Source organism: Streptosporangium sp. NPDC000509, assembly GCF_042898365.1.
Taxonomy (GTDB): domain Bacteria; phylum Actinomycetota; class Actinomycetes; order Streptosporangiales; family Streptosporangiaceae; genus Streptosporangium.
Genome location: NZ_JBIAYX010000004.1, coordinates 46,065 through 69,716, shown reverse-complemented (window position 1 = coordinate 69,716; position 23,652 = coordinate 46,065). Strand labels below are relative to the sequence as shown.

The 23,652-nt window shown below is 71.3% G+C and carries 19 protein-coding genes; 11 read left to right on the top strand and 8 right to left on the bottom strand.

The window, feature by feature from the left end:
• The first annotated feature begins 116 nt into the window (after positions 1 to 116).
• Entirely contained in the window at positions 117 to 485 is a 369-nt protein-coding gene (locus ACFY3D_RS09055; protein WP_362900516.1) for an ATP-binding protein, read from the top strand.
• Positions 486 to 649: 164 nt separating this feature from the next.
• Positions 650 to 2,479 (top strand): M14 family zinc carboxypeptidase, encoded by a 1,830-nt coding sequence (locus tag ACFY3D_RS09050; protein WP_389976767.1) that lies wholly within the window; start codon positions 650 to 652, stop codon positions 2,477 to 2,479.
• A 156-nt stretch (positions 2,480 to 2,635) separates the two neighbouring features.
• Here the strand turns inward: ACFY3D_RS09050 and ACFY3D_RS09045 are convergent, their stop codons facing one another.
• Positions 2,636 to 3,445 (bottom strand): class I SAM-dependent methyltransferase, encoded by an 810-nt coding sequence (locus ACFY3D_RS09045; RefSeq protein ID WP_389976765.1) that lies wholly within the window; start codon positions 3,443 to 3,445, stop codon positions 2,636 to 2,638.
• 175 nt (positions 3,446 to 3,620) lie between these two features.
• Between ACFY3D_RS09045 and ACFY3D_RS09040 the strand changes: the two genes are divergently transcribed.
• Positions 3,621 to 4,052 (top strand): hypothetical protein, encoded by a 432-nt coding sequence (locus tag ACFY3D_RS09040; protein ID WP_389976762.1) that lies wholly within the window; start codon positions 3,621 to 3,623, stop codon positions 4,050 to 4,052.
• Between the two features lie 6 nt (positions 4,053 to 4,058).
• On the opposite strand, the gene ACFY3D_RS09035 is transcribed toward ACFY3D_RS09040, so the two are convergent.
• The gene (locus ACFY3D_RS09035; protein ID WP_389976759.1) at positions 4,059 to 5,600 is read right to left on the bottom strand and encodes an aldehyde dehydrogenase family protein; all 1,542 of its coding nucleotides are present in this window, start codon (positions 5,598 to 5,600) and stop codon (positions 4,059 to 4,061) included.
• Positions 5,601 to 5,825: 225 nt separating this feature from the next.
• A complete protein-coding gene (locus tag ACFY3D_RS09030) occupies positions 5,826 to 6,257 on the bottom strand; it encodes a cupin domain-containing protein (RefSeq protein ID WP_389976756.1) in 432 nt (143 codons plus the stop codon).
• 220 nt (positions 6,258 to 6,477) lie between these two features.
• Between ACFY3D_RS09030 and ACFY3D_RS09025 the strand changes: the two genes are divergently transcribed.
• The 5 genes from ACFY3D_RS09025 to ACFY3D_RS09005 all read left to right on the top strand — a co-directional run bounded on the left by ACFY3D_RS09025 (position 6,478) and on the right by ACFY3D_RS09005 (position 14,342).
• Positions 6,478 to 7,968, top strand: a complete 1,491-nt coding sequence (locus tag ACFY3D_RS09025) for an SWIM zinc finger family protein (RefSeq protein ID WP_389976753.1) — start codon at positions 6,478 to 6,480, stop codon at positions 7,966 to 7,968.
• Complete coding sequence (locus ACFY3D_RS09020; protein ID WP_389976750.1) at positions 7,965 to 9,377, top strand: DUF5691 domain-containing protein; 1,413 nt, start codon at positions 7,965 to 7,967, stop codon at positions 9,375 to 9,377. Before ACFY3D_RS09025 ends, ACFY3D_RS09020 begins: the two co-directional genes overlap by 4 nt.
• A complete protein-coding gene (locus ACFY3D_RS09015; RefSeq protein WP_350944181.1) occupies positions 9,377 to 10,444 on the top strand; it encodes an AAA family ATPase in 1,068 nt (355 codons plus the stop codon). Before ACFY3D_RS09020 ends, ACFY3D_RS09015 begins: the two co-directional genes overlap by 1 nt.
• Positions 10,445 to 10,621: 177 nt before the next feature.
• Positions 10,622 to 13,198, top strand: coding sequence for a DUF5682 family protein (locus ACFY3D_RS09010; protein WP_389976747.1), 2,577 nt, complete (start codon positions 10,622 to 10,624; stop codon positions 13,196 to 13,198).
• Positions 13,191 to 14,342, top strand: coding sequence for a VWA domain-containing protein (locus tag ACFY3D_RS09005; protein WP_389976744.1), 1,152 nt, complete (start codon positions 13,191 to 13,193; stop codon positions 14,340 to 14,342). The genes ACFY3D_RS09010 and ACFY3D_RS09005 overlap by 8 nt, the downstream gene beginning before the upstream one ends.
• A 302-nt stretch (positions 14,343 to 14,644) precedes the next feature.
• Here ACFY3D_RS09005 and ACFY3D_RS09000 read toward each other — a convergent pair whose 3' ends face one another.
• Together ACFY3D_RS09000 and ACFY3D_RS08995 are read right to left on the bottom strand one after the other, a co-directional pair.
• The gene (locus ACFY3D_RS09000) at positions 14,645 to 15,085 is read right to left on the bottom strand and encodes a thioesterase family protein (protein WP_362900535.1); all 441 of its coding nucleotides are present in this window, start codon (positions 15,083 to 15,085) and stop codon (positions 14,645 to 14,647) included.
• A gap of 1 nt (position 15,086) precedes the next feature.
• A complete protein-coding gene (locus tag ACFY3D_RS08995) occupies positions 15,087 to 15,716 on the bottom strand; it encodes a TetR/AcrR family transcriptional regulator (protein WP_389976741.1) in 630 nt (209 codons plus the stop codon).
• A 287-nt stretch (positions 15,717 to 16,003) separates the two neighbouring features.
• Here ACFY3D_RS08995 and ACFY3D_RS08990 point away from each other — a divergent pair, with 287 nt between their 5' ends.
• Positions 16,004 to 17,512 carry an MFS transporter gene (locus tag ACFY3D_RS08990; protein WP_389976738.1) on the top strand — a complete coding sequence of 503 codons (1,509 nt, stop codon included), beginning with the start codon at positions 16,004 to 16,006 and terminating at the stop codon, positions 17,510 to 17,512.
• 257 nt (positions 17,513 to 17,769) lie between these two features.
• Positions 17,770 to 18,783: an enolase C-terminal domain-like protein gene (locus tag ACFY3D_RS08985; protein ID WP_389976735.1), complete on the top strand. Its 1,014-nt coding sequence runs from the start codon at positions 17,770 to 17,772 to the stop codon at positions 18,781 to 18,783.
• A gap of 161 nt (positions 18,784 to 18,944) precedes the next feature.
• Here the strand turns inward: ACFY3D_RS08985 and ACFY3D_RS08980 are convergent, their stop codons facing one another.
• Entirely contained in the window at positions 18,945 to 20,453 is a 1,509-nt protein-coding gene (locus tag ACFY3D_RS08980) for an LCP family protein (protein ID WP_389976732.1), read from the bottom strand.
• A gap of 350 nt (positions 20,454 to 20,803) precedes the next feature.
• Here ACFY3D_RS08980 and ACFY3D_RS08975 point away from each other — a divergent pair, with 350 nt between their 5' ends.
• Positions 20,804 to 21,742, top strand: a complete 939-nt coding sequence (locus tag ACFY3D_RS08975; protein ID WP_389976729.1) for an alpha/beta hydrolase — start codon at positions 20,804 to 20,806, stop codon at positions 21,740 to 21,742.
• Positions 21,743 to 21,784: 42 nt separating this feature from the next.
• Here ACFY3D_RS08975 and ACFY3D_RS08970 read toward each other — a convergent pair whose 3' ends face one another.
• Both ACFY3D_RS08970 and ACFY3D_RS08965 read right to left on the bottom strand, forming a co-directional pair.
• On the bottom strand, positions 21,785 to 22,423 hold the full coding sequence (locus tag ACFY3D_RS08970) for a response regulator (RefSeq protein WP_389976726.1): 639 nt from the start codon (positions 22,421 to 22,423) through the stop codon (positions 21,785 to 21,787).
• Complete coding sequence (locus tag ACFY3D_RS08965) at positions 22,420 to 23,538, bottom strand: sensor histidine kinase (RefSeq protein ID WP_389976723.1); 1,119 nt, start codon at positions 23,536 to 23,538, stop codon at positions 22,420 to 22,422. The genes ACFY3D_RS08970 and ACFY3D_RS08965 overlap by 4 nt, the downstream gene beginning before the upstream one ends.
• Positions 23,539 to 23,652: the final 114 nt, after the last annotated feature.

Genomic DNA, 23,652 nt, shown 5'->3' with positions numbered 1-23,652 from the left:
ACAGTTCACCGTGAGTGAGTGTGCCATCTCAGAGGGCGACGCGCAGGGAATACGCGTGTCGGGGAGCGAGGTCAACCATGACGACCGGACGGCGGGCCGTCTCGCCAGGATCGACGATGACCCTCAAGGGAGTCCCGGAGTCGGTGTCGGTGGCGCGGAGCCGGGTCAGGGAACTGCTCGGTGAGGGGCATCCCGCGTCCGACGACGTCGTCCTGCTGGTGAGCGAGGTGGTGACGAACTCGGTGCTCCACTCCGGCTCCGGAGGTGGCGGCGAGGTCGCGATGACCGTGGCGGTGGGATCGACCGCGGTGCTGGTCGAGGTCTGCGACGCCGGGTCGGGGGCGTCGGTGCCGCACGTGCGCAACGAGCCGGAGGCGGAGGGCGGGCGGGGCATGTTCCTGGTGGATCTGCTCGCCGACGACTGGGGCGTCCAGGACGACGCCCCCGAGGGGTCCAGGATCCTCTGGTTCGAGGTCGCGTTCTGAGCTCTGGCCGGGTTTCACCCCGATCTCACCCCGGGTTCCATCCGGCCGTGCGGCGAAGTTACTGCTGCCGCAAAAATTTGGGCCTTTGCTAATCAACGCCGCTGTTTGACTCTCAGTGGAGGCATGCGACAAAACCCTAGAGTGCGTGCCTGAGGAGGACGCAGGTGAGACGCCGTCTGATCGTGGTGTTCGCCGCCCTGGCGCTGTTATGTCTCGGTGTGACCGGGGCGGGAGCCTCGGCCGAGCCGCAACCGAACAGCCAGTACAAGGTCCAGGGGCCGAGCACCGCCCAGCAGCGAAGCGCGGTGGCCGCCACCGGCGCCGCGATCGACCAGGTCGACCCCGACTCGGTCGTGATCACCGCCAGTGAGGCGGAGGTCGCCGAGATCAAGAAACTCGGCTACACCGTCACGAAGATCCCCAAGTCGTTATACCCGACCGGGCCGGAGCGGCTCGCCGACTTCCCGTCGGCGGACTCCGGCTACCACAACTACGCCGAGATGACCGCGGCGGTGAACCAGATCGTCGCCGACCACCCGGCGATCGCCCGCAAGATCAGCTACGGCACCTCGTACGAGGGACGCGACCTGATCGCCGTCAAGATCAGCGACAACGTCAACACGGACGAGAACGAACCCGAGGTGCTGTTCACCCACCACCAGCACGCCCGCGAGCATCTGACCGTCGAGATGGCGATCTATCTGCTCAACCTGTTCACCGACGGGTACGGCACCGACAGCCGCATCACCAACCTGGTCAACGGCCGCGAGATCTGGATCATGCCGGACCTCAACCCCGACGGCGGCGAGTACGACATCGCCACGGGCTCCTACCGCTCCTGGCGCAAGAACCGCCAGCCCAACTCGGGCTCCTCGGCGGTGGGCACCGACATGAACCGCAACTGGGGCTACAACTGGGGCTGCTGCGGAGGCTCCTCGGGCTCCGCCTCCAGCGACACCTACCGTGGCTCGGCGGCCGAATCGGCCCCCGAGGTGAGGGCGGTGGCCAACTGGGTGCGCAGCCGGGTCGTCGGCGGTGTGCAGCAGATCAAGGCGCACATCGACTGGCACACCTACAGCGAGCTGATCCTGTGGCCGTACGGCTACACCTACAACGACACCGGCCCCGGCCTCACCCAGGACGACCGCGACGCGCACGCGGCCCTGGGACAGAACATGGCCTCCACCAACAACTACACCCCCCAGCAGGCCAGCGACCTCTACATCACCGACGGCACGATCGACGACTGGCTGTGGGGCGTCTACAAGATCTTCAGTTACACCTTCGAGATGTACCCGGTCAGTTCCTCGCCGGGCTTCTATCCCCCTGACGAGCAGATCGGTCCGCAGACGACCCGCAACAAGGAGGCCACGCTGCGCTTCCTGGAGTACGCCGACTGCGTCTACCGGATCATCGGCAAGGAGTCGCAGTACTGCGGGACCGGCACCCCGCCGGTGACCGTCTACTCCGACGAGTTCGAGACGGCGACCGGCTGGACGACCAACCCGTCGGGGACCGACACCGCCACCTCCGGCCAGTGGGAGCGCGGCGTCCCGCAGGCCACCAACTCCAGTGGCGCCAAGCAGCTCGGCACCACCGTGAGCGGCACCAACGACCTGGTCACCGGTAGGCTCGCGGGTTCCGCGGCCGGCGACTACGACGTCGACGGAGGCATCACCAGCATCCGCTCCCCGGCCATCACCCTGCCGTCGACCGGGACGCTGAACCTGTCGCTGTCGTGGTATCTGGCACACGGTTCCAACTCCTCAAGCGCCGACTTCCTGCGCGTGAAGGTCGTCGGCTCCACCACTACCCAGGTGTTCCAGCAGCTCGGCGCGGCCTCCAACCGCAACGGAGCCTGGGCCGTGGCGACGGCCAACCTCTCCGCCTTCGCGGGGCAGACGGTCCGCGTCCTGATCGAGGCCGGTGACGCCTCGGGCGCCTCCCTGGTCGAGGCCGGGATCGACAACGTCAAGATCACTCAGCAGCCCTGACCCTTCCTCGGGGCGCCCCCACCGGGCGCCCCGAGTCCACCGGCCTTCCCCTCGCCCGAGATCGGGGAACCTCGGGAACGCCGGATCGCGCGGGCGTGTGGGAGGGCGGAGCGGCCGGGAAGCCTCGGGGAGGCGGGGGGCGCGAGGCGTCGAGGCTCAGACGCGGCAGATCAGCTCGCCGTGGAGCAGCGACAGCCAGCCGTCCGGATCCGCGGCCCAGGACCGCCAGCCCTCCGAAATACGGTGCAGGTCCTCCTGGGTGGCGGCGCCCGAGGCGAGCGCCTGGCGGGCCATGTCCGACTTCAGGACCCGATCGGCCCACATGCCTCCCCACCACGCGCGGTCGTCGGGAGTGGCGAAGCACCAGGCGGAGGAGGTGGCCGAGACGTCGGTGAACCCCGCCGCGTGCGCCCACGACAGCAGCCGCCGTCCCGCGTCGGGTTCGCCGCCGTTCGCCCTCGCCACCCTCTGGTACAGGTCCAGCCACTCCTCCAGCGCGGGTGTGTCGGGGAACCAGGTGAACGTGGCGTAGTCGCTGTCGCGTACCGCGACGACGCCGCCCGGTGCGCAGACCCGCCGCATCTCGCGCAGCGCCTGGACCGGGTCGCCGACGTGCTGCAGCACCTGGTGGGCGTGGACGACGTCGAAGGTGTCGTCGGGGAACTCCAGCGCGTGCACGTCCGCCACGGCGAACGTGATGTCGGAACGGCCGCGCCGCTCCGCCTCCACGCGGGCCGGCCCGAGCGCCTCCTCGGTGATGTCGACCGCGGTGACCGCGCCGGGTGCGACCCGCTCCGCCAGGTCGGCCGTGATGGTGCCCGGTCCGCACCCCACGTCCAGCAGCCTCATGCCCGGTCTCAGGTGCGGCAGAAGGTGTGCCGCCGAGTTCTCCGCCGTACGCCACCTGTGGGACCTGAGCACGGACTCGTGATGCCCGTGCGTGTAGACGGCGTCCTTGCCTGTCATGGGAACCCTCCCTTGTCGTCGCGCTCTTCGGACCGTAGCAGGAGTCTCATATTTCAAGAAGAATAGTCTCACTATGTGGTCGTAACGGTTTTCGTACTGTTTCATCACTTGTTGTGACGGGGGAGTGAGTTCACACTCAGGACGGATATTCGTTGACACGACTGAGGGGGTCCTCGTGCACGAGGAATTCAGTGCTCACGAGACCTGGCCGCTGGGGTGCGCGCACTGCGGGCACCGGTGGCAGGAGGAATACCTCGTCCGCCATCTGAGCGACGGGCACGGACACGATGCCGTTCTCTGGCTGCGGTCGGGTGTCGTGGTCCAGCCGCCCTGGTCGGGGGCGAGCTGTCCCGCCTGCGGCCGCGACGGCGTCCGAGCCCTCCCGCCGAGCGCGCACCCCCGCGTCACCGCCGCGCCGACCTCGGCGATGTCCCCCGTGGTCCCCGACCCCACCCCCGTTCCCGACGTCGAGCCCGGACTCTCACCCGCCGTACCCCGGCCGCGTCGCCTCCTGGCGCAGCCCGTCCTGCTGTACGCCCTCCTCACCGTCGCGCTCGTGCTCTTCACCGGCTTCGAGGTCTTCGAGTACGTGGCGAAACACCACTGAAAGGGGTCAGGTCGACAGGCGGAAGTCCAGGTCGGGGACGATCTCGGCGACGTCCATCTGGGCTTTCTGGAGCCTGCCCGAGTGGTCCCAGTTCATCGCCTGCCAGCGGGTGAACTGGTCGAGGACCCACATCCCCGACTGGCGGCTGCCGTTGCCCGACTTGCCGTTGCCGCCGAAGGGGAGGTGGGCCTCCGCGCCCGAGGTGGAGTTGTTGACACTGACCATGCCCGCGCCGATGCCCTCGCGGAAGCGGAACGCCGACGCCGGGTCGGTGGTGTAGACGGAGGAGGAGAGCCCGTAGCCGGGGAGATTGGCCAGCTCGACGGCTTCGTCCAGCGTGTCGAAAGACGTCACGCCGACGATGGGGCCGAAGGTCTCCTCCAGGAAGAGCCGGTCTCCGGGGCGGACGCCGTCCACGATCACCGGGTGATAGTAGAGACCGCCTTCCCCGGTGAAGTCGCCGCGCGGGTTGTCCGAGGTGATGCGGCCGATGGGGCCGGAGGCGACCGTGTGGTGCGGCTGGATCCAGCCCAGATACTCCTCGTAGCGCGCGGCGAACCTCTGGTCGAGCAGCGGCCCGCACAGCACGTCCCCCGAGGGGTCGCCGATCGCGGCCCCGGCCACGGCGCGTGCGTACCGGCCGAGGAACTCCCCGTGGACGCTCTCGTGCACGATCACCGTGCCGAGCGACGTGCACCGCTGCCCGGCGGTGCCGAAGCCCGCGAACAGCGCGCCCTCCACGGCCAGGTCGAGGTCGGCGTCGGGCATCACCACCATCGGGTTCTTGCCGCCCAGCTCCAGGCACGGAGACTGCAGGTGGCGCCCGCACAGCTCGCCGACACGGCGGCCCACCTCGGTGGAGCCGGTGAACCCGACCTTGTGCACCGTGCCCTCCGCCAGGGCCGCCTCCAACCCCTCGAACGTCGCGGCGCCGTCGGCGAGAACCAGGTTCAGCACGCCGTCGGGCAGCCCCGCCGCGACGAACAGCCGGTAGAGCGCGTGCGCGGAGGCCGCCGCGTACTCGGCGGGCTTCCACACCACCGCGTTGCCGCACAGCAGGGCCGGGACCAGATACCACGACGGCACCGCCACGGGGAAGTTGCCCGCCGTGATCACCGCGGCCACCCCCACGGGGACCCGGAAGGTGAACAGGTTCTTGTCCGGCATCTCCGAGGGGACTGTCTGCCCGTACAGCCGTCTGCCCTCGCCGAGGAAGAAGTCGCACGTGTCGACGATCTCGCGCACCTCGCCCAGCGCCTCGGCGTAGGGCTTGCCGATCTCGCGGGTGACGAGGCGGGCCAGCTCCTCGGCGTTCGCCTCCACCAGGCGTCCGATCGAGGCGATCACCCGACCCCGCACGGGCGCGGGGACCCGCGCCCACTCCCGTTGCGCGGCGGCGGCCGTGCGGCACGCGGAGGAGAACGTGCTCGCGTCCGCCAGCCGGACCCGCGCGACCACCTCGTCCACCCGAGCCGGGTTGACCGACTCGTAGGCCGTGCCGTTGGACGTTTCCTTTCCGCCGATGACGGAGACGATCTCGCTGGTCATCCTCGACCTCCCGGTGTGGACCTTGACCGCATTCTCCCCGCGATCCGGGAACCCGTCACCTCGGCGGGAGTCCGTTCGCGTCATCTCCTCGCGCCGGTCCGTCCGCCCTGTCGTCCATCGGAGCATGCGAAGGGCGGCGGAACCCGTACGCGACCCGTCCGGCCACGCGGAACTCGGCCCCGGCCGTGCGGCGGAGCCGAGCACGTCCTCCGTCAAAGCATTCCGTCAAAGCATGCGGAAGTCGGCGAAGTCGAAGCCCGGTGACACGACGCAGCTCACCAGCACGCCCTCGTCGCCGGTGGGACGGGCGGCCTGCCAGGTGCCGCCGGGCACCAGGGCCTGGAGGACCTGCCCGTCCTCCACCCTGGGCCCCAGGATCACGCTCTCCGAGGGCTGGCCCTCGTGGCCGCCGAGGATCAGGGTCAGCGGGCCGCCCCGGTGCCAGAACCACACCTCGTCGGAGGTGACCACGTGCGGGCGCGACTCCTCACCGGGCTCCAGCAGGAAGTAGATCCCGGTGGCGGTGGCTCGCGCACCGGCGTACCCGGGCGGGGTGAGGTCGACGGAGGTCTTCCAGGTCTCCCGGAACCAGCCGCCCTCGGGGTGCGGCAGCAGGTCGAGGGCCTCGGCGAGCGGAGGACGTGAAGGAGTCGTCATCGCACCGATTCTAGGGACTTCCGGGGACGCGGTTCTGTTCGACGTGCTGGGGGACGGCCCTCGGGAGTGTGCTTCCGTGAGGGTGCGGTTCTGCCCGACGTGCCGTGGGACGGCCGTTGGGGGTGCGATTCCGTGAGGGGTGTGGTTCCGTTCGACGTGCTGGGGGACGGCCGTCGCGGACGGGTCCGGATTTGTCGGCGGGGTTGGCTAGGTTCGGTCCGTGATCGAACGGTGGAACCGGGATCAGGTGCTGGCGCTCGCGCCCGACGCCTCGTCCAAGAAAGCGGCCCAGGGCGTTTCCTCCCCCGGCAAGTGGTCGGGATGCGGCGTGACCGCCGACGCGGTGTGGGGCGAGTGCAAGGGCAGCGGCTCCAAGCCCTACCGGGCGTGCGTCGACCTGTCGGAGCCCGCCTACCGGTGCAACTGCCCCAGCAGGAAGTTTCCGTGCAAACACGCCCTCGGTCTGTTGCTGCTGTGGTCGGCGGACGGTGTTCCGGCCGCCGAGGAGCCCGCCGACTGGGTGGCCGAGTGGCTCGAAGGGCGGCGCGGTCGCGCCGCCAAGGCGGCGGAGGCGGGGACGGCCCGCGCGGCCAGGGCCGCCGAGCCCGGTCCTGCCGACGGTCGCCGGGCCGCGCAGCGCGAGCAGCGGGTGACCGCGGGGCTGTCGGATCTGGAGCGCTGGCTCGCCGACCAGGTCAGACAGGGCATCGCGAAGTCGCGGCGCCACGATCAGTGGGACGAACTGGTCAAACGCCTGATCGACGCCCAGGCGCCCGGCGTCGCGGGTTCGCTGTCGCGCCTCGGTGCCGCGCTGGACGGCGACGACTGGCCCGCACGTCTCCTCAGCGAGTACGCGCTGCTGCACCTGCTCTGCGTGGCCCATCGAAGCCTTCCCCTCCGGGTGGGCGGCGGCTCCGAGGTCCGTTCCGACGCGCGGGACGGCGAGGAGGTACGCGGGGAAGCGGCTCCCGTGGGGCTTCTCGAAAAAGTGCGCGACCGGATCGGCTTCCCGATGACGAAGGAGGAGGTGCTCGCCCGCGGCACCGTGCGCGACCTGTGGGACGTGCTGGGACGGCGAGACGAGGAGCACGACCGGCTGATCGCGCGCCGGGTCTGGCTTCGCGGGCGCGCGACGGGCCGGGCGGCGCTGGTGCTCTCGTTCGCCCCGGTCGGGCAGGCCCTCGACGCCTCACTCGTCACCGGCACGACCATCGACGCCGACCTGGCGTTCTATCCCGGCTCCGCTCCGCTGCGCGCGGTGGTCGCCGCCCGTCACGACACCGTTCGCCATGATCCCGCCCACCGCGATCCCGCTCACGACGACCTCGCCCACCGCGATCCCGGTCGTCATGGCGACGTTCGTGACGGTCCCGCCCCTCATGACGTCGCCCGTGACCGGGGCGCCATGGCGGGGCCGCCGCCAGGCCTCACCGTCGAGCAGGCTCTCGACGAGGTGGCCGAGGCCCTCGCGGGCGACCCCTGGCTCGACTCCTGGCCGCTCGTGCTGGAGGGGGTGACCCCCGCGGGCAGCGGTTCGCGGCTGCTGGCCGGGCCCTCCGGCGGTCTGCCGCTCCATCCGTCCGCCGGCACCCCGTGGCGGCTGGTCGCCACCTCCGGCGGACACCCGCTGACCGTCGCCGCCGAATGGACCCCGAGAGGGCTGCGCCCCCTCACGACCTGGGACGAGGAAGGCAGGGTGATCGTCCTGTGAGCACCTCCGCCGAATGGGAGGACCTGGTGTCCACCGCGCTCGTCGGGACCGACCGGCGCCCTCTGCCGGGTCAGGAGGCGAGCGAGGTCGAGCTGCTCGGGCGCGCGGCCGTGCACACGCTGCGGATGCGCGCGGGACGGCGGCCGGTCGCCGCGGGCGAGCCGTCGGCCGTCGCGGCGCCCGAGGAGCAGCCCGCGGTCTCGCGCGCCGCGGGGGAGCGGCTCTCCCGCATCCTCGGCGGTGAGCAGCCGAGGCTGCTCACCGAGTGGCTGGAGACCGCGGCCGCGCGCGGATACCGCCTCTCGCCGCACCTGCTGCCCGAGCTTCTCGACCACGCGGCCAAGGACCGGTCGATCCGCCCGCACCTCGGCGTCCTCGCGGGAAACCGCGGACGCTGGCTGGCCGGGCTGAACCCGGCGTGGGCCTTCCTGCTGGAGGAGGTCACCGGAGCCGCCGCCACCGGCTCCGACGAGGTCTCCGAGATCTGGGAGTTCGGCACCTTCGGTGACCGCCGCGTCCATCTGGGAGCGCTGCGGGCGACCGACCCGGCGAGAGCGAGGGAACTGCTCGCCGCCGACTGGGAGAAGGAGACCGCCGAGGACAGGGCGGCGTTCCTGGAGGTGCTCGTCACCGGGCTCTCGCCCGACGACGAGCCGTTCCTGGAGGCCGCGCTCGACGACCGCCGCCGTGAGGTCCGCAACCAGGCCGCCGACCTGCTCACCCGGCTCCCCGGATCGCGCCTGGCCCTGCGCATGGCCGAGCGGGTCGCCCGCTACGTCACCGTCTCCGGCGGCGAGATCCACGTCACCCCGCCGGTGGCCTGCGACAGCAGCATGGAGCGCGACGGCATCCGGGCGAAACCGCCCCGGGGGACCGGTGAGCGGAGTTGGTGGCTGCAGCAGGCCGTGGCCCGCACCCCGCTCGGCGTCTGGCCTCGGCTGCTCGGACGACCGCCCCGCGACCTGGTCCGAATGAAGATCGTCGACTGGGGTCGGGAGCTCATGGCCGGTTGGGTCAGGGCCTCCGTCATCCAGGGCGACCCGGAGTGGGCGCTGGAGCTCTTCGCCTGGGATCCGCTCGCCGATCTGCTGGCCGCGCTGCCCCGCGACAAGCAGGAGATCGTCGCGGCCGACTTCGTCCGGCGGCACGGCCTGGACGGTCAGCTGATCATGGTCCTCGGCGGGGCCGCGGCCCCCTGGGGACCCGTCCTGGCCACGGCCGTCCTCCAGAAGATCATCGACGTTTCCGGCACCCAGCCGTGGAACCTCGGGGAGCTGGCCAGACTCGCCGGCGAACGCGTCGACCCCACCCTGCACGACATGGCCGGGCGCCTCTCGCCGGAGCCCCCCATCCAGGAGGTCGCCGCCCTCCTGCGTTTCCGTGACGACATGTTGAAGGAGCTCAGATAGTGACAACGGTTCTGCGGGCCCACGCCGAAGACCAGTACGCCGAGGAGCTGGCGATCCTGGCCAAGGGCGACGATCGCACCCGTCCGCCGGGCTGGAAGCTGTCGCCCTGGGCGGTGACCACCTACGTCCTGGGCGACGGCGACCAGATCACCCCCAAGTACATCGGACCGCGGCGCATCGTCGAGGTGGCCGTGGCGACGCTCGCCACCGACCGCGCGCTGCTGCTGCTCGGCGTGCCCGGCACCGCCAAGACCTGGCTGTCCGAGCACCTGGCCGCCGCGATCAGCGGCGACTCCACCCTCCTGGTGCAGGGGACGGCGGGCACCGCGGAGGAGGCCGTCCGCTACGGCTGGAACTACGCCAGGCTGCTCGCCGAGGGCCCGTCCATGGAGGCGCTCACGCCAAGCCCGGTGATGCGGGCGATGGCCGAAGGGCGGCTCGCCCGCGTGGAGGAGCTGACCCGCATGCCCTCCGACGTCCAGGACGCGCTGATCACCGTCCTGTCGGAGAAGACGCTGCCGATCCCCGAGCTCAACCGGGAGGTCCAGGCCGCGCGTGGTTTCAACATCATCGCCACCGCGAACGACCGCGACCGGGGCGTCAACGACCTGTCGAGCGCACTGCGCCGCAGGTTCAACACCGTCGTGCTGCCGGTCCCCGCCACCGCCGAGGAGGAGGTGGACATCGTCTCCCGGCGGGTCGGCCAGCTCGGCCGTTCGCTGGAGTTGCCCGAGACCCTTACCGGCCTGGAGGAGATCCGCCGCGTGGTCACGGTTTTCAGGGAACTGCGCACCGGTGTCACCGAGGACGGCCGCACCAAGGTCAAGTCCCCCAGCGGAACGCTCAGCACCGCCGAGGCCATCTCCGTCCTCACCAACGGCATCGCCCTGGCCGCGCACTTCGGCGACGGGGTGCTCCGCGCCTCCGACGTGGCCTCGGGCATCGTCGGCGCCGTGATCCAGGACCCGGTCTCCGACCGCGTCGTCTGGCGCGAATACCTGGAGACCGTGGTGCGCGAGCGCCAGGACTGGCGCGACTTCTACCGGGCCTGCCGTGACGCGGGCTGAGGCGATGGCCCCCGAGACGGGCGCCTTCCCGGTCTCCGCGTTCTCGGCCGCCCCGGTTCCTGTCTCCGTGCCGCCGGTCTTCGCGCGTCCGGTCACCCTCTCACAGGTCTTCGCCCTCCCGGTTCCCATGTCGTCGGTGCCGGTCACGCTTCTTCCCCGAGCGGGCGGGGGACGCCGATGAGCGTCTCCGTGCTGGGAATCCGGCACCACGGCCCGGGGTCGGCGCGGTCCCTGCGCGACGAGCTCGAACGCCTCAAGCCGGACGTCGTTCTCATCGAGGGCCCGCCCGAGGCGGACGAGCTGGTCAGGCTGGCCCGTGATCCCGACCTGCGGCCGCCGGTCGCGTTGCTCGCCCACGTACCGGGTGAGCCGTCCAGGGCCGCGTTCTGGCCGTTCGCGGTGTTCTCCCCCGAGTGGCAGGCGATCCGCCACGCCGTCGCGGCGGACATCCCGGTCCGCTTCTGCGACCTGCCGGCCGTGCACGGCCTCGCCTCCCGTCCCGGCGAGCCCGAGGGCGCCGGGCCGGGGGAGCGCAGGCGGCAGGAGGCACCGGAGGACACCGGAGCGGGAGGACCGGACGACAAGGCCCCCGACACCCGGGACGAAGCGGCCCACGACGGCGACACGGACGGCGACACGGACGGCGGGGCGGACGACGCCGCCCCGGAGTCCGTACGGATCGATCCGATCGGCACTCTCGCCCGCGCCGCCGGGTACGACGACCCGGAGCGGTGGTGGGAGGACGCGGTCGAGCACCGCGGCGACACCCCGTTCCACATGATCGCCGAGGCGATGGAGGCCGTCCGCGAGGGGCACGTCGCCGACGCGTACGAGGCGCGGCGCGAGGCATTCATGCGGCGCACGATCCGCAGGGCGGTGAAAGACGGGTTCGAGCGGATCGCCGTGGTCTGCGGGGCCTGGCACGTCCCCGCGCTGACGGGCACGTCGCGCGAGGGCGCGCCCTGGGGAGCCGGGCTGCCCACGGCGAAGGCCGACGACGCGCTGCTCAGAGGACTGCCCAAGGTCAAGGCCGAGATGACCTGGGTGCCGTGGACGTACGGGCGGCTGGCCGCCTGGAGCGGGTACGGCGCGGGAGTGACCTCCCCCGGCTGGTACGACCACCTGTTCGCCTCCCCCGACCGGCCGGTCGAGCGGTGGTTGACGGTGGCGGCCGGAGTGCTCCGCGAGGAGGACCTGCCGGTCTCCTCCGCGCACGTCATCGAGGCGGTCCGGCTCGCGGAAAGCCTGGCCGTGCTCAGGGGACGGCCGCTGGCCGGGCTGGCCGAGGTCACCGAGGCGGTCAGGGCGGTGCTGTGCGAGGGCGACGACCTGCCGGTCGAGCTGATCCAGCGGCGTATGGTCGTCGGGGAGCGGCTCGGCCAGGTGCCCGACGACACCCCGATGGTCCCTCTCCAGCGTCATCTGCGCGAGGAGCAGCGGCGGGTGAGGCTCAAGCCCGAGGCGCTCGATCGGGAGTACGACCTCGACCTGCGCAAACCGCTCGACCTGGAGCGCAGCAGGCTGCTGCACCGGCTGCGCCTGCTCGGCGTCGGCTGGGGCACCCCCCAGGAGAGCCGGAGCAAGGGCACCTTCCGCGAGTCGTGGTCGCTCGCCTGGCGGCCCGAGTTCGACATCGACCTGATCGAGGCGAGTTCCTGGGGCACGACCGTCCCGGCCGCCGCCGCCGCGCGCGTCCGAGACCTCGCCGACGGGGGAGGAGCACCCGGCACAGCCTCCCGAAACGGTGCCTCCGGCGGTGCGGCCGGTCCGGGAGGCGGTGCTCCGGGGACGGCCGGCCCGGGAGGTGGCGGGCGGGGCGGGACCGGTGGGCCCGGCGGTGTGACGCTGGCCGGGCTCACCGGCCTGGTGGAGCGCTGCCTCGTCGCCGACCTGCCGGAAGCGCTGCCGTACGTGCTCGACGCCCTCTCGGCGCGGGCCGCTCTCGACAACGACGTCACGCACCTGATGGACGCGCTCCCGGCGATGGTCCGCGCCCAGCGCTACGGCGACGTGCGCGGCACCCCGGCCACCGGCCTGGCCACCATCGTGGAGGCGATGCTCACCAGGATCTGCGTCGGCCTGGGTGGCGCCGTCACCGGTCTCGACGACGACGCCGCCCGCGACCTGATCCGGCACATCGACGCCGTCCACGCCGCCGTCGCCCTGCTCGACACCGGCCCCACCGACCCGGACGGCGCCCATGCCCCCGAGGGGGGTTCCGGGGAGTCAGGAAAGGTCGGAGAGGAGGCGCCGCGGGAACGGTGGCTGGTGGCACTGCGCGGGGCCTGCGGCCGCACCGACCTGCACGGGCTCATCGAGGGACGGCTCACCAGGATCCTGCTGGACGCCGCCGACCTCGACACGGCCGAGGTCGGACGGCGGATGTCGCGGGCGATGTCGGCGGGACACCCGCCGGCCAGGGCGGCCGCCTGGATCGAGGGATTCCTGTCGGGGGGCGGGCTGCTGCTCGTGCACGACCCCCGGCTGCTCGGGCTGATCGACGAGTGGCTCACCGGGCTCGCCCCCGAGACCTTCGTCGACGTGCTCCCCCTGCTCCGCAGGACGTTCGGCGCCTTCGCCGCCCCGGAGCGGCGCTCGATCGGCTCGCGCGTCCGCTCCCTGGGCACGGGCAGCGGCGACCTCGCGCCGGACGCGGAGGACTTCGACGAGGAGCGCGCGGCGGCGGCCGTGCGGACCGTGCTGACGATTCTGGGACCGGCGATCTCTGGAAGGACGGGCAGCGCCGATGGATGAGAGACTCCGCCGCTGGCGAATGGTCCTGGGCGGCGACGCGGACGGCACAGGGTGCTCGCTCACCGGTGCCGACGCCCAGATGGACGGCGCGCTGGCCGCCCTGTACAACGGCGGCGGCGAGGGGGCGGAGCGGAGCGGTGGCCTCGGCGCCTCCGCGCCCAGGGTGGCGCGCTGGCTGGGCGACATCCGCTCCTACTTCCCCTCGACCGTCGTCCAGGTCATGCAGAAGGACGCCGTCGAGCGGCTGAACCTGACCCGGCTGCTGATGGAGCCGGAGATGCTGGAAGCCGTCGAGCCGGACGTCCACATGGTCGGCACGCTCCTCTCGCTCAACCGGGTGATGCCGGAGAAGGCGCGCGAGTCGGCCAGGGCACTGGTCCGCAAGGTCGTCTCCGAGCTGGAGCGGAAACTGGTGCAGAAGACGAAGGCCGCGGTGACCGGCGCCCTGGACCGGTCGGCGAGGACCCACCGGCCCAAGCGGGTCGCCGACATCGACTGGGACCGCACGATCCGGGCCAACCTGAAGAACTACCTGCCCGAGCGCAACACGGTGATCCCGTCCAGGCTCGTCGGGTACGGCAGGCGGCAGCGGGCGGTCCAGCGCGAGGTCGTGCTCTGCATCGACCAGAGCGGGTCGATGGCCGCCTCCGTCGTCTATTCGAGCGTCTTCGGCGCGGTGCTCGCCTCGATGAGTTCGCTGAGGACCTCGCTGGTCGTCTTCGACACGGCGGTCGTCGATCTCACCGACCAGCTCCACGACCCGGTGGAGCTGCTGTTCGGCACCCAGCTCGGCGGCGGCACCGACATCAACCGGGCCATCGCCTACAGCCAGGGGCTCATCACCCGGCCCAATGACTCGATCTTCATCCTGATCAGCGACCTCTACGAGGGCGGCGTACGGGAGGAGATGCTCCGCAGGGTCGCCCAGATGACCGCGTCCGGTGTCCAGGTGATCGTGTTGCTCGCGCTCTCGGACGAGGGGGCGCCCTTCTACGACCACGACAACGCCGCGGCGCTCGCGGCGATGGGGGTGCCCGCCTTCGCCTGCACTCCCGACGCCTTCCCCGACCTGATGGCCGCGGCGATCGAGCGCCGCGACATCGGCCAGTGGGCCGAGCGCAGGCTGGAGCGCACCGCCACCTGATCCCGTCCCGGTGAGGGCGGTAGGGGCCACGGGGGCCCGCCCTCACCGGGACGTCAGGGGACGACGGCCCCGGCTCGCCGTGCGCGGTCCGTGGCCTGGACCTGAACCGGGCCGTGGCACGGTCAGTGGTCCGTGGGACCTGAACCGGGCCGTGGCATGGTCCGTGGGACCTGAACCGGGCCACAGTCCGGTCCGCGGCGTGAGGGACGCGGACCGGATTGTGGTGCGGCCGGAACGTGCGGCGCCCGGGCCGGCTCTTGGCGCGGTCGGGGTTGAGGGGGCCGGGCCGGCTCGTGGCGCGGTCAGGGCGTGAGGGCGAGCAGTTGCTTGAGGGAGTCGCGCAGGGGCTCGCTCATCGGGCTCGGTCGCAGCGTGGCCGGGTCGAGCCTGACCTGGACCCGGCGGCCCTCGGCGTGCACGACGGTGTGGTCGGCCGACAGCACACGGAAGCCGTACACCACGCTGGTGGTGCCCAGGCGTTCCAGCCAGAAGTGCACCGCGGCCTCGCCCACGGTGTTGATCGGCGTGTGGTAGGTGATGGAGAACTCACGTACCACGAAGAAGATCTCGGCGAAGTGTGACCGGGCGGGGTCGAACGGCCACCCTCGCTCGGCCCAGTAGTCGGACAGCGCCCGCTCGAGAAGCAGGACGTAGCGGGCGTTGTGGACGACGCCCATCGCGTCGAGGTCGTCGAAGTGGATCTGGACGGGCTGGATGTGCCCGCTCCGCAGGACGGTCGTCATGTCAGGTCTCCGGGAGGACGCCGGGGTCGGTCGAGAGGGAACGGAGCCGTTCGAGGACGGCCGTGCGCGCGAACCGGTAGCTGTGCTCGCGTTTGAGCAGGTGGGTGTGGACGACCACGACCGAGCCGAGTGCCTCGATCTCGAAGGCGAGCTGGGCGGGGTCGGTGCCGGGCCGCAGCTCGCCCAGCTCGATCGCGAGCTCGCTGAGCCGGGTCAGCAGGTTCATCCAACTGCCGACGGCGTCGGCGACGGCGTCGTGGACCGGGCCGGGGCGGTCGTCGAACTCGCCGTCGACGGTGCCGAAGAAGCAGCCGCCGGGCAGGTGTCCCGCGCGGTAGAAGTCGATGCGGCGCTCGTGCAGGGTCCACAGCCTGCGCACCCCCCGAGGGCCGCGCAGGGCGGGCTCGACGATCTGCTCGGTCCACTGTTTTCTGGCGTGTTCCACGATCGCGAGTTGAAGCGATTGTTTGTCGGACCAATGAGTGAAAAGTCCGGACTTGCTCACGCCGAGTGTCGCGGTCAGCCGGGCGAGTGACAGGCCGTCGAGCCCTTCGACCGAGGCGAGCCGGACGGCGGCGTCGAGGACCGTTCGGCGAGTGCGCTCTCCGCGCTGGATTCGTCCGTCGATCATGTCTGGAACCCTAGCAAACAATATGACCGAACGGTCGTTAATATTCTCCGCCGCTGCCGCTGCCGCTGCCGCTGCCGCTGCCGCTGCCGCTGCCGCTGCCGCTGCCGCTGCCGCTGCCGCTGCCGCTGGGCTTGGCCTCCCGCGTCGTGGGCGTCGGCCGGAATCGACGTGAAACGGTATGGGGCGCCCGAGCCCGGCCTCCCGCGTCGGTGGACACCGGTCCTACGACCAAGGGCTGATCCGGGGGCCGATGCGTGCCGCCGCGCGGTGGCCGTACCGTCGACCCCATGACCACCGTGATGACCGACAAGCCTCCCGCCGGGATATTCGCCCGGAGCCACCGCGCTCTCACGGTCGGGATGGTGGCCCTCATCTTCCTGGCCGCCTTCGAATATCTCGCGGTGGCCACCGCGATGCCGGTCGTGGCCGACGAGCTGGACGGTCACGCGCTGTACGGGCTGGCGTTCAGCGGGGCGCTGGCGGCCGGGGTGGTCGCGACGGTGCTGGGCGGGTGGTGGGGGGATCGCAAAGGGCCGGTCGCGCCGCTGTGGACCGGTGTGGCGATCTTCGCCGTCGGGCTGGTCGTCGCCGGGGCGGCGCCGACGATGGACGCGTTCATCGTGGGCCGGTTCGTGCAGGGATTCGGCGCGGGCATCCTGCAGGTCTCGATGTACGTGCTGGTCTCGCGCTCCTATCCGGCGGAACTTCACCCGAGGGTATTCGCGATCTTCGCGACGGCCTGGGTGGTGCCCTCCATGGTGGGGCCGGTGATCACCGGCATCGTGGTGGAGAACGTGGGCTGGCGCTGGGTCTTCATCGGCGTGACGGGGATCCTCCTCCCGGCGGCGCTGCTGCTCTGGCGCGGGCTGGCCTCCGCGCCGATGGCGAAGCCGGAGAAGGCCGAGACGGAACCGGTGCCGGTGTCAGCGGGACCAGGGGCGGGGGCGGTGATGGAGCCGGTTCCGGAGGCCGGCGCGGGTGCGGCGGTGTCAGGGACGGGTGAAGGAGAGGTGACGAAGCGGCCGTCCGGCGCCCGGTCCTCGATCGCGCGCCGGCTGGGCTGGGCGCTGCTCGTCGCGGCAGGGGCGGCGCTCATACAGTACGGCGCGTCGGCGCTCACGGAGGCCGGCGGCGCGGCGCGCGGCACCGGGTTCGTCCTGCTCGCCGCCGGCCTGGCCACGTTGGTCGCGGCGCTGCCCCGGCTGCTCCCCCCGGGAACCCTGCGCGCGGCCCGTGGGCTGCCCTCGGTGATCTCCCTGCGCGGGATCGCGGCGGGCGCGGCCATCGGGGGTGAGGCGTTCCTGCCGCTGATGCTGAACCAGGAGCGTGGCCTGTCGCTGACGATGGCCGGTCTCACCTTGACCGGCGGCGCGCTGAGCTGGTCGTTCGGGTCCTGGCTGGTGGGCCGCAAGCGGTTCGACCGGGTTGTGGTGCTGCGTTCCGGCTCGGTGCTGATCGCCGCGGGCCTCGCGCTGATGGGCCTGACCGTCTTCGCCGTCGTCCCGGTCGCCACCGCCTTCCTCGGCGAGATCATCCTGGGCTTCGGTATGGGCATCGTCTACCCGACGCTTTCCGTGCTCATCCTGGAGCTGTCGCCCCCGGGGCAGGAGGGGGAGAACAGTGCGTCGCTCGGTGTCGCCGAGTCGGTCTACACGGTTGTCGCGGTGGCGATCACCGGGGCTCTCCTCGCGGCCCTGGGCGCCTCGGTCGCCGTCTACGTGCTCTGTTTCGGGCTGACGGCGCTGATGGCGGCCACCGGGGCACTCGTCGCCGGCCGGGTCCTGCCCAGGACGTGAGATCTGCTCGTCTCTGCGCTCCGAACCCCCTGCGCGTCCGAGACCTCCGGCGCGAAGGGGGTCTCTCCACCGAATCCCCCTTCGCGCCGGAGGCGTTCACCAGACGCCGTGGCACCATGGGAAGAACGCCGTTCTTCGTGGTGTTGAGGGGGGAGTCCCGCCTTCGGGCGGGATTCGTTTTTCCTGGCCCGGCTTCTCCGGGCACGGAAAGTCGCCGGAGTCCGAGGTTCTTCGGGCTCGGAGAGATCGAGGGGTCCATGCCGCGTATCCGTGAGCTCGAGGTGTTCCGGCTGATACTGCCGTACGGCAGGCGGCCGGAGAGCATCCTCGTCCGGCTCACCGACTATGGCGGGATGACCGGGTGGGGCGAGGTCGTCGACGCCGACCCCAAGACCTGGGTCGCGCTGGAGGAAGGGCTCGCGCAGGCGCTGATCGGCGTCGACTGGGAGCATCCCGACGAGCTGGGCTCGATTCCCGGGGGGTCGGCCGCCGACATGGCCTGCTGGGATCTGTGGGCGAAGATGCGCGGGGTGCCGCTCGCCCACGCGCTGGGCGGCACCCGCACCTCGCTCATGGCCACCGTCAGGATCGGCGCGGAACGCAACCTGGAGAGCCTGGTCGCGCGGGTGAACCGGCACGTCTGCGCCGGGTACGCCCACGTCACCCTGGATGTTCACCCGGGCTGGGACATCGAGCCGCTGCGCGCCGTCCGTCAGGCGTACCCGGCGCTGGGCATCGGCGTGGACGCCCGCGGCGCCTACACCGACATCGACGCTCTCGAGGCGCTGGACGCCTACACGCTCTCCGTCATCGAGCGCCCCTTCGCCGGTCTCGCGAGTCTCGGCGACCACGCCGACCTACAGGAGCGCGTCGCCGCCCCGGTGCTGCTCGAGGTCTCCTCGGCCGAGCAACTGGACGAGGCGGTCACCGCGAGGGCGGGCCGGGCACTGCTGCTCCGTCCCGCGGCCCTGGGTTCCCTGCGCGAGGTGCGGCGGGTGCACGACCGCGCGGTGCGCGCCGGATGGGAGATCGCCTGCGCGGGAGGAAAGGGAACCGGGCTGGCCCGCGCGGCCACCGTCGCCGCGGCCAGCCTGCCCGGCTGTGACCTGCCCTGCGACGTGGCCGAGCCCCCGCGCAGCGCGCAGATCGTCGACCCGCCGGTCGGCGCCTCGGGCGGCGTGGTGGCCGTGCCGCTCACCCAGGTGGGGCTGGGGCACCGCATCGACGAGGACCGGGTCCGTCGCCTGTCCAAGGAGTCGTACCTGGCTTGACGCGCTCCCCGGCGTGAAAGCCGGAGCGCCGTCCCGCCATGTGGTGGCCGAGGGCCTGGTGACGGATCGTGCGGGAGGTCACCCCGGCCGCCGTCCGGAGAGCCGTGGTCCGGAGAGCCGTGGTCCGGAGAGCCGTTATCCGCAGGCGGGTGGGCCCTCGCTCAGCCGCAGCCTTCGGTGATGCCCTTGGGAGTGGTCGGGTCCGGTTTCGCCGTGGCGCTCGTTCCCGGGAGGGGCGTGCGGGTGGGCCCTTGCTCAGCCGCAGCCTGGGGGGTGCGGGTGGGCCCTTGCTCGGTGGTGGCCTTCGGGGTGGCGCCGGGGGCCGCGGTGGCGGTGAGAGGGCGCCGGGTGACGACCGAGGCGCGCAGAGCCTTGGCGGTGACCGTACGGATTTTGGTCCAGTCGGGGTAGCCGGTGTTGATCAGCGGCGGGACGAACTGGACGCTGGTCACCTTCGCGTTCTTGACCTTCAACGCCAGCGGCACGAGGTGCTCCAGCATCGGGCGCGGGATGTCGGTCCGCAGCAGTTCCTTGGTGGCGAGCGCGACCTGGTTGAACCTGGACAGTACGGTCGCCGGGTCCGACTGGGAGAGCAGTGCGCCCAGCACGCAGCGCTGGCGTCCCATCCGGGTGTAGTCGTCGCTGTTGGTGCGCGAGCGGGCGAACCACATCGCGTCGGCGCCGCGCAGTTTGCGGGTTCCGGCCTTGACCAGGCCCTCGTCGTACTTGCCGAAGACCACGTCCTGGGGAACGGTGAGCGTCACGCCTCCGATCGCGTCGATCAGCCGGGCGAACCCCCACATGTTGACCAGGGCGTACCAGTCGATCTTCAGCCCGAGCGTGTAGCCGACCGTGTCGACGAGCGTCTTGGTGCCCTGTTTCTTACGGCCCCCGAAGATCTCCGGATGTGAGTCGGCGTACTCCCAGACCGCGAAGAGCAGGTCCTCGCGCGAGCCGTCGGGGTTGGCCGGGAGCCGGAACCCGTCGGGAAAGCGTTTCGCCATGGGGGAGCCGGGGACGAAGCGGACGTTCTCCAGGTTGCGCGGCAGGCTCAGCAGCACGGTGTTGCCGGACTTGACGTCGATGCTGGCCACGTTGATGCTGTCGGTCCGCACGCCCACCCGGTGGGTGTCGGCGTCACCGCCGAGCAGCAGGATGTTCACCCGGTCGCGGCCCGCCCAGGGGTCCTCCTCGCGGCCGTCCCCGTCGCTCGCGGGACGCGGTGTGGACGGGGCGCTGAAGACGTCGTCCAGTGCCGACTGCGAGACCGCCGCGTACTGTCCGACCAGGCCGAACGGCAGGAGTACGGCCACCGCGAGTGTCCCCGCCACGCCTCCGGCGATCGCCTGTCCCGTACTGGGCAGCGTGCCGGGGTTCATCACCACGAACGAGTGCACGATCAGCGTGAACCAGGCGACGCCGAGCGCGAGGGAGGCCACTGTGACGACGGTCAGCCAGGAGGAGGCGACCAGTTGTCCGGCGAGGTCGGCGAGGTCGGAGGTGAGCGCGACCCAGAGCAGGGCCAGCAACAGCGCCGCGTACGCGCACAGGATCGCCAGTCCCGTCCTGCGCCATCCGGCACGCAGATGCGCGGCGCCCGGGGCGACGGCGGCCAGTGCCGTCCAGCCGATGACCGCACCGACGCCGGGCGGCTTTGATCTGTCCCGCAATTGCTCCCCGTTTCCTCGCGCTTGACCGCCGCAGGGGAGATGGTAGGGGGGCGAAACCAGGCCGCGGGCGACAAACGGGTGAACAAACCGGGAAGCTAATACGCCTATATCTCATCATTTCTGCTGCAATCGGGTTCGATCAGGGTTTCGCGGAGATCGAAAAACAGCGCCGCCGCAGTGATCCCCGATGATCCCCGACGACCCTCGACCTCTCACGCGCGCTCGGCGCCGCCGAGAACACCGCCGCCTTCCCGGACGAATCACCCCGGTCCTCTTCCCGCGTGAGGCCCCGAATCCCTTCGGGAGGTCCCGATGCGGCCGGATGATTCGCACGAACTACCCTGACCGTCATGCCCGACGTTCTCGGTCCCGACTACGAGCTCACGGTCCTGCCGATGGCCGACGACGACGAGGGCACGGTGGTGGCCTCGCTGGTGCGGCGAGGGGCTCCCGAGCCCGCCCGCGGCGCCGTGCTCTACGTACACGGCTTCACCGACTACTTCTTCCAGACCCACCTGGCCGACCACTTCGTCGCGAGGGGCTTCGACTTCTACGGCCTCGACCTGCGCAAGTACGGCCGCTCGCTGCTGCCGCACCAGACCCGCGGGTTCGTGCGCAGCGTCACCGAGTACTTCCCGGAGATCGACGAGGCGGTACGCGTCATCCGCGAGCGCGACGGGCACGATCGCGTCGTCCTCAACGCCCACTCCACCGGCGGCCTGATCGCCTCGCTCTGGGCCGACCGGGTCCGCGGCCGGGGTCTCGTCCAGGCGCTGGTGCTCAACAGCCCCTTCCTCGACCTCAACGTCCCCCTTCCCGTGCGGATCGCCGCCGACCTGCTGCGAAGGCAGCTGTCCAGGCTGCCCGCCCGCGCCGTCCTGCCCCTGGTGGCCGCCACCGCGTACGGCACGAGCCTGCACCGCAGCCACCACGGCGAGTGGGACTTCGACCTGGAGTGGAAGCCCATCGGAGGGTTCCCGGTGCACGCGGCCTGGCTGGGGGCGATCCGCCGGGCGCAGCGCAGGCTGCACGACGGCCTCCGGGTGGACGTGCCGGTGCTGGTGCTCTGCGCGGAGAAGGGCCTGCGGCTGCGCGCCTTCATGCCCGAGGCCCAGGAGGCGGACGTCGTGCTCGACCCCGGCCAGATCGCCCGATGGTCGACCAGCATCGGCTCGCACGTGACGTGCGTCCGGGTGCGGGGCGGGATACACGACCTGGTGCTGTCACCCGAACCGGTCCGCAGGCGCGTCCTCGCCGAGATGGACCGCTGGCTCGACGGCTGCCTCTAGGTCGTGGCGTTCTCCCGGAAGATGCCGGGCCGTGCACTCGCGTCAACGCGGTCGGACGAGGCCGGTTTCGTAGGCGGCGATGACGAGCTGGGCACGGTCTCGTGCTTTCAGCTTGGCCAGAAGGCGACCGATGTGCGTCTTCACGGTCCCGGGGCTCAGCTGGAGTTGGGCGGCGAGTTCGGCGTTGGACAGTCCGTGGGCGATGAGCGTGAGCACCTCGCGCTCCCGATCCGTCAATGTGTCGAGCCCGTGGAAGACCCGCTGGTCCGGCCGCCGTACGAACTCCGCGATCAGTCGCGTGGTGACGCTCGGCGCGAGCAGCGTCTCGCCCGCCGCGACCACCCGGATCGCCCTCAGGAGGTCGTCGGGTGGCGCGTCCTTGAGCAGGAAGCCGCTGGCGCCCGCCCGTAACGCCGCGTAGACGTACTCGTCGAGGTCGAACGTGGTCAGGATGAGAACCCGGATGTCCCGGGCGATCTGCTTGGTCGCGGTGATGCCGTCCATCTCCGGCATTCTGATGTCCATGAGCACCACATCGGGTGATTCCATCCGCGCGAGCCTCACTGCCTGCTGTCCGTCGGCCGCTTCCCCGACCACGGTGAGATCGTCCTCCGAGTCGATCAGTAACCGAAAGGTGCCACGCAGCAGCGCCTGGTCGTCGGCGACGAGCACTCGAATCAACGGACCTCCCATGACGCGTGTACGCGGAACCCGTGTCCCGGCAGCGGCCCGGCCTCGAAGTCGCCACCGTGCATCAGAGCCCGTTCACGCATCCCGGTAAGACCGTGTCCGCCCGGCTCGCCCGGCAGCATACGCCGCCCCGGCCCGTCGTCGACCACGGAGATCGTCAACCTTCCGTCGACGACCGACACGCCGGCCCGGCAATGGGCGGGGGCGGCGTGTCTGACGACATTGGTGATCGCCTCCTGAACGATGCGATAGACGGCCGGCCCCATGCTGTCGGGCACGGTCCCGCTCACCGACAGGTCGACCTGCACGCCGGCCTCCGCGGCTCGGTGGGTGAGGGACGGCAGGTCGGCGAGGCCGGGGAGCGGCGTGCTCTCGGGTGCGCTGCCGGGTGATCGCAGCGCGCCGAGGAACTGACGCATCTCCACCAGGGAACCGCGCCCGATCTCCTCGATGGTTCGCAACGCCTTATGTCCTTCCTCCGGATGTTTGTCGAGGACTTTGGCCGTCACCCCCGCCTTGACGGTGATCACGCTCAGTGAATGGGCGACGACATCGTGCAACTCGCGTACGATCCGCAGCCGCTCGTCGACCACCGCCTTCTCTGCCTGCCTCCTGGCCTCGCGCGCGGCGAACTCACGGCGGGTGCGCGCCGTCGCGCCGAGACTCCAGCTCGCCCCGATGATCAGCCATGTCACTCCAATGATGAAGATCGGATCCGGCCAATTGTCCATCCGTCGTGGTACGCCCATCACCGAGACCAGTTGGGCGCCTCCGATGACGAGCAGGCCCGCCACGAGGGCCGTCCCCGATCGCCGCGACGGCTGGGTGGTCGCCACCGTGTAAACGGTCAGCGCCGCCACCGCGATCGTCGCCGGCCGGCTGACCGGCAGCAGGAGCACCAAGACGCCGCCCAGCAGCGCACCGCAGTAGGCGGGGAGCGGCCAGACCCGCCGCAGAGCCACGGGGAGCGCGCAGACCAGCGCAGATACGGCGCCCAGGTCAAACACGGTTCGCTCCATCGCGGACATCAGCGTGAGCAGCACCATGACCACGACGTCGGCGAGGACGAGCAGGCTGTACGGAAGCCGCCGGGTGAGCAGGTTCACCTTTGCGACGTTACCGAGGAACGAGCGGAATCGGATCGGAGCCCGGGCCGTCGGACCAGGGTCGTACTCCGCTCGTGTGCGTCCCTGCCGTATGACCCTGATCCGACTCACAAG

Excerpts from the sequence above, each read along its gene's own strand:
- ACFY3D_RS09030 (WP_389976756.1), bottom strand. The coding sequence starts at position 6,257 with ATGACGACTCCTTCACGTCCTCCGCTCGCCGAGGCCCTCGACCTGCTG.
- ACFY3D_RS08985 (WP_389976735.1), top strand. The coding sequence starts at position 17,770 with ATGCCGCGTATCCGTGAGCTCGAGGTGTTCCGGCTGATACTGCCGTAC.
- ACFY3D_RS09035 (WP_389976759.1), bottom strand. The coding sequence starts at position 5,600 with ATGACCAGCGAGATCGTCTCCGTCATCGGCGGAAAGGAAACGTCCAAC.
- ACFY3D_RS09005 (WP_389976744.1), top strand. The coding sequence starts at position 13,191 with ATGGATGAGAGACTCCGCCGCTGGCGAATGGTCCTGGGCGGCGACGCG.
- ACFY3D_RS09000 (WP_362900535.1), bottom strand. The coding sequence starts at position 15,085 with ATGACGACCGTCCTGCGGAGCGGGCACATCCAGCCCGTCCAGATCCAC.
- ACFY3D_RS08995 (WP_389976741.1), bottom strand. The coding sequence starts at position 15,716 with ATGATCGACGGACGAATCCAGCGCGGAGAGCGCACTCGCCGAACGGTC.
- ACFY3D_RS09045 (WP_389976765.1), bottom strand. The coding sequence starts at position 3,445 with ATGACAGGCAAGGACGCCGTCTACACGCACGGGCATCACGAGTCCGTG.
- ACFY3D_RS09010 (WP_389976747.1), top strand. The coding sequence starts at position 10,622 with ATGAGCGTCTCCGTGCTGGGAATCCGGCACCACGGCCCGGGGTCGGCG.
- ACFY3D_RS08990 (WP_389976738.1), top strand. The coding sequence starts at position 16,004 with ATGACCACCGTGATGACCGACAAGCCTCCCGCCGGGATATTCGCCCGG.
- ACFY3D_RS09055 (WP_362900516.1), top strand. The coding sequence starts at position 117 with ATGACCCTCAAGGGAGTCCCGGAGTCGGTGTCGGTGGCGCGGAGCCGG.
- ACFY3D_RS08975 (WP_389976729.1), top strand. The coding sequence starts at position 20,804 with ATGCCCGACGTTCTCGGTCCCGACTACGAGCTCACGGTCCTGCCGATG.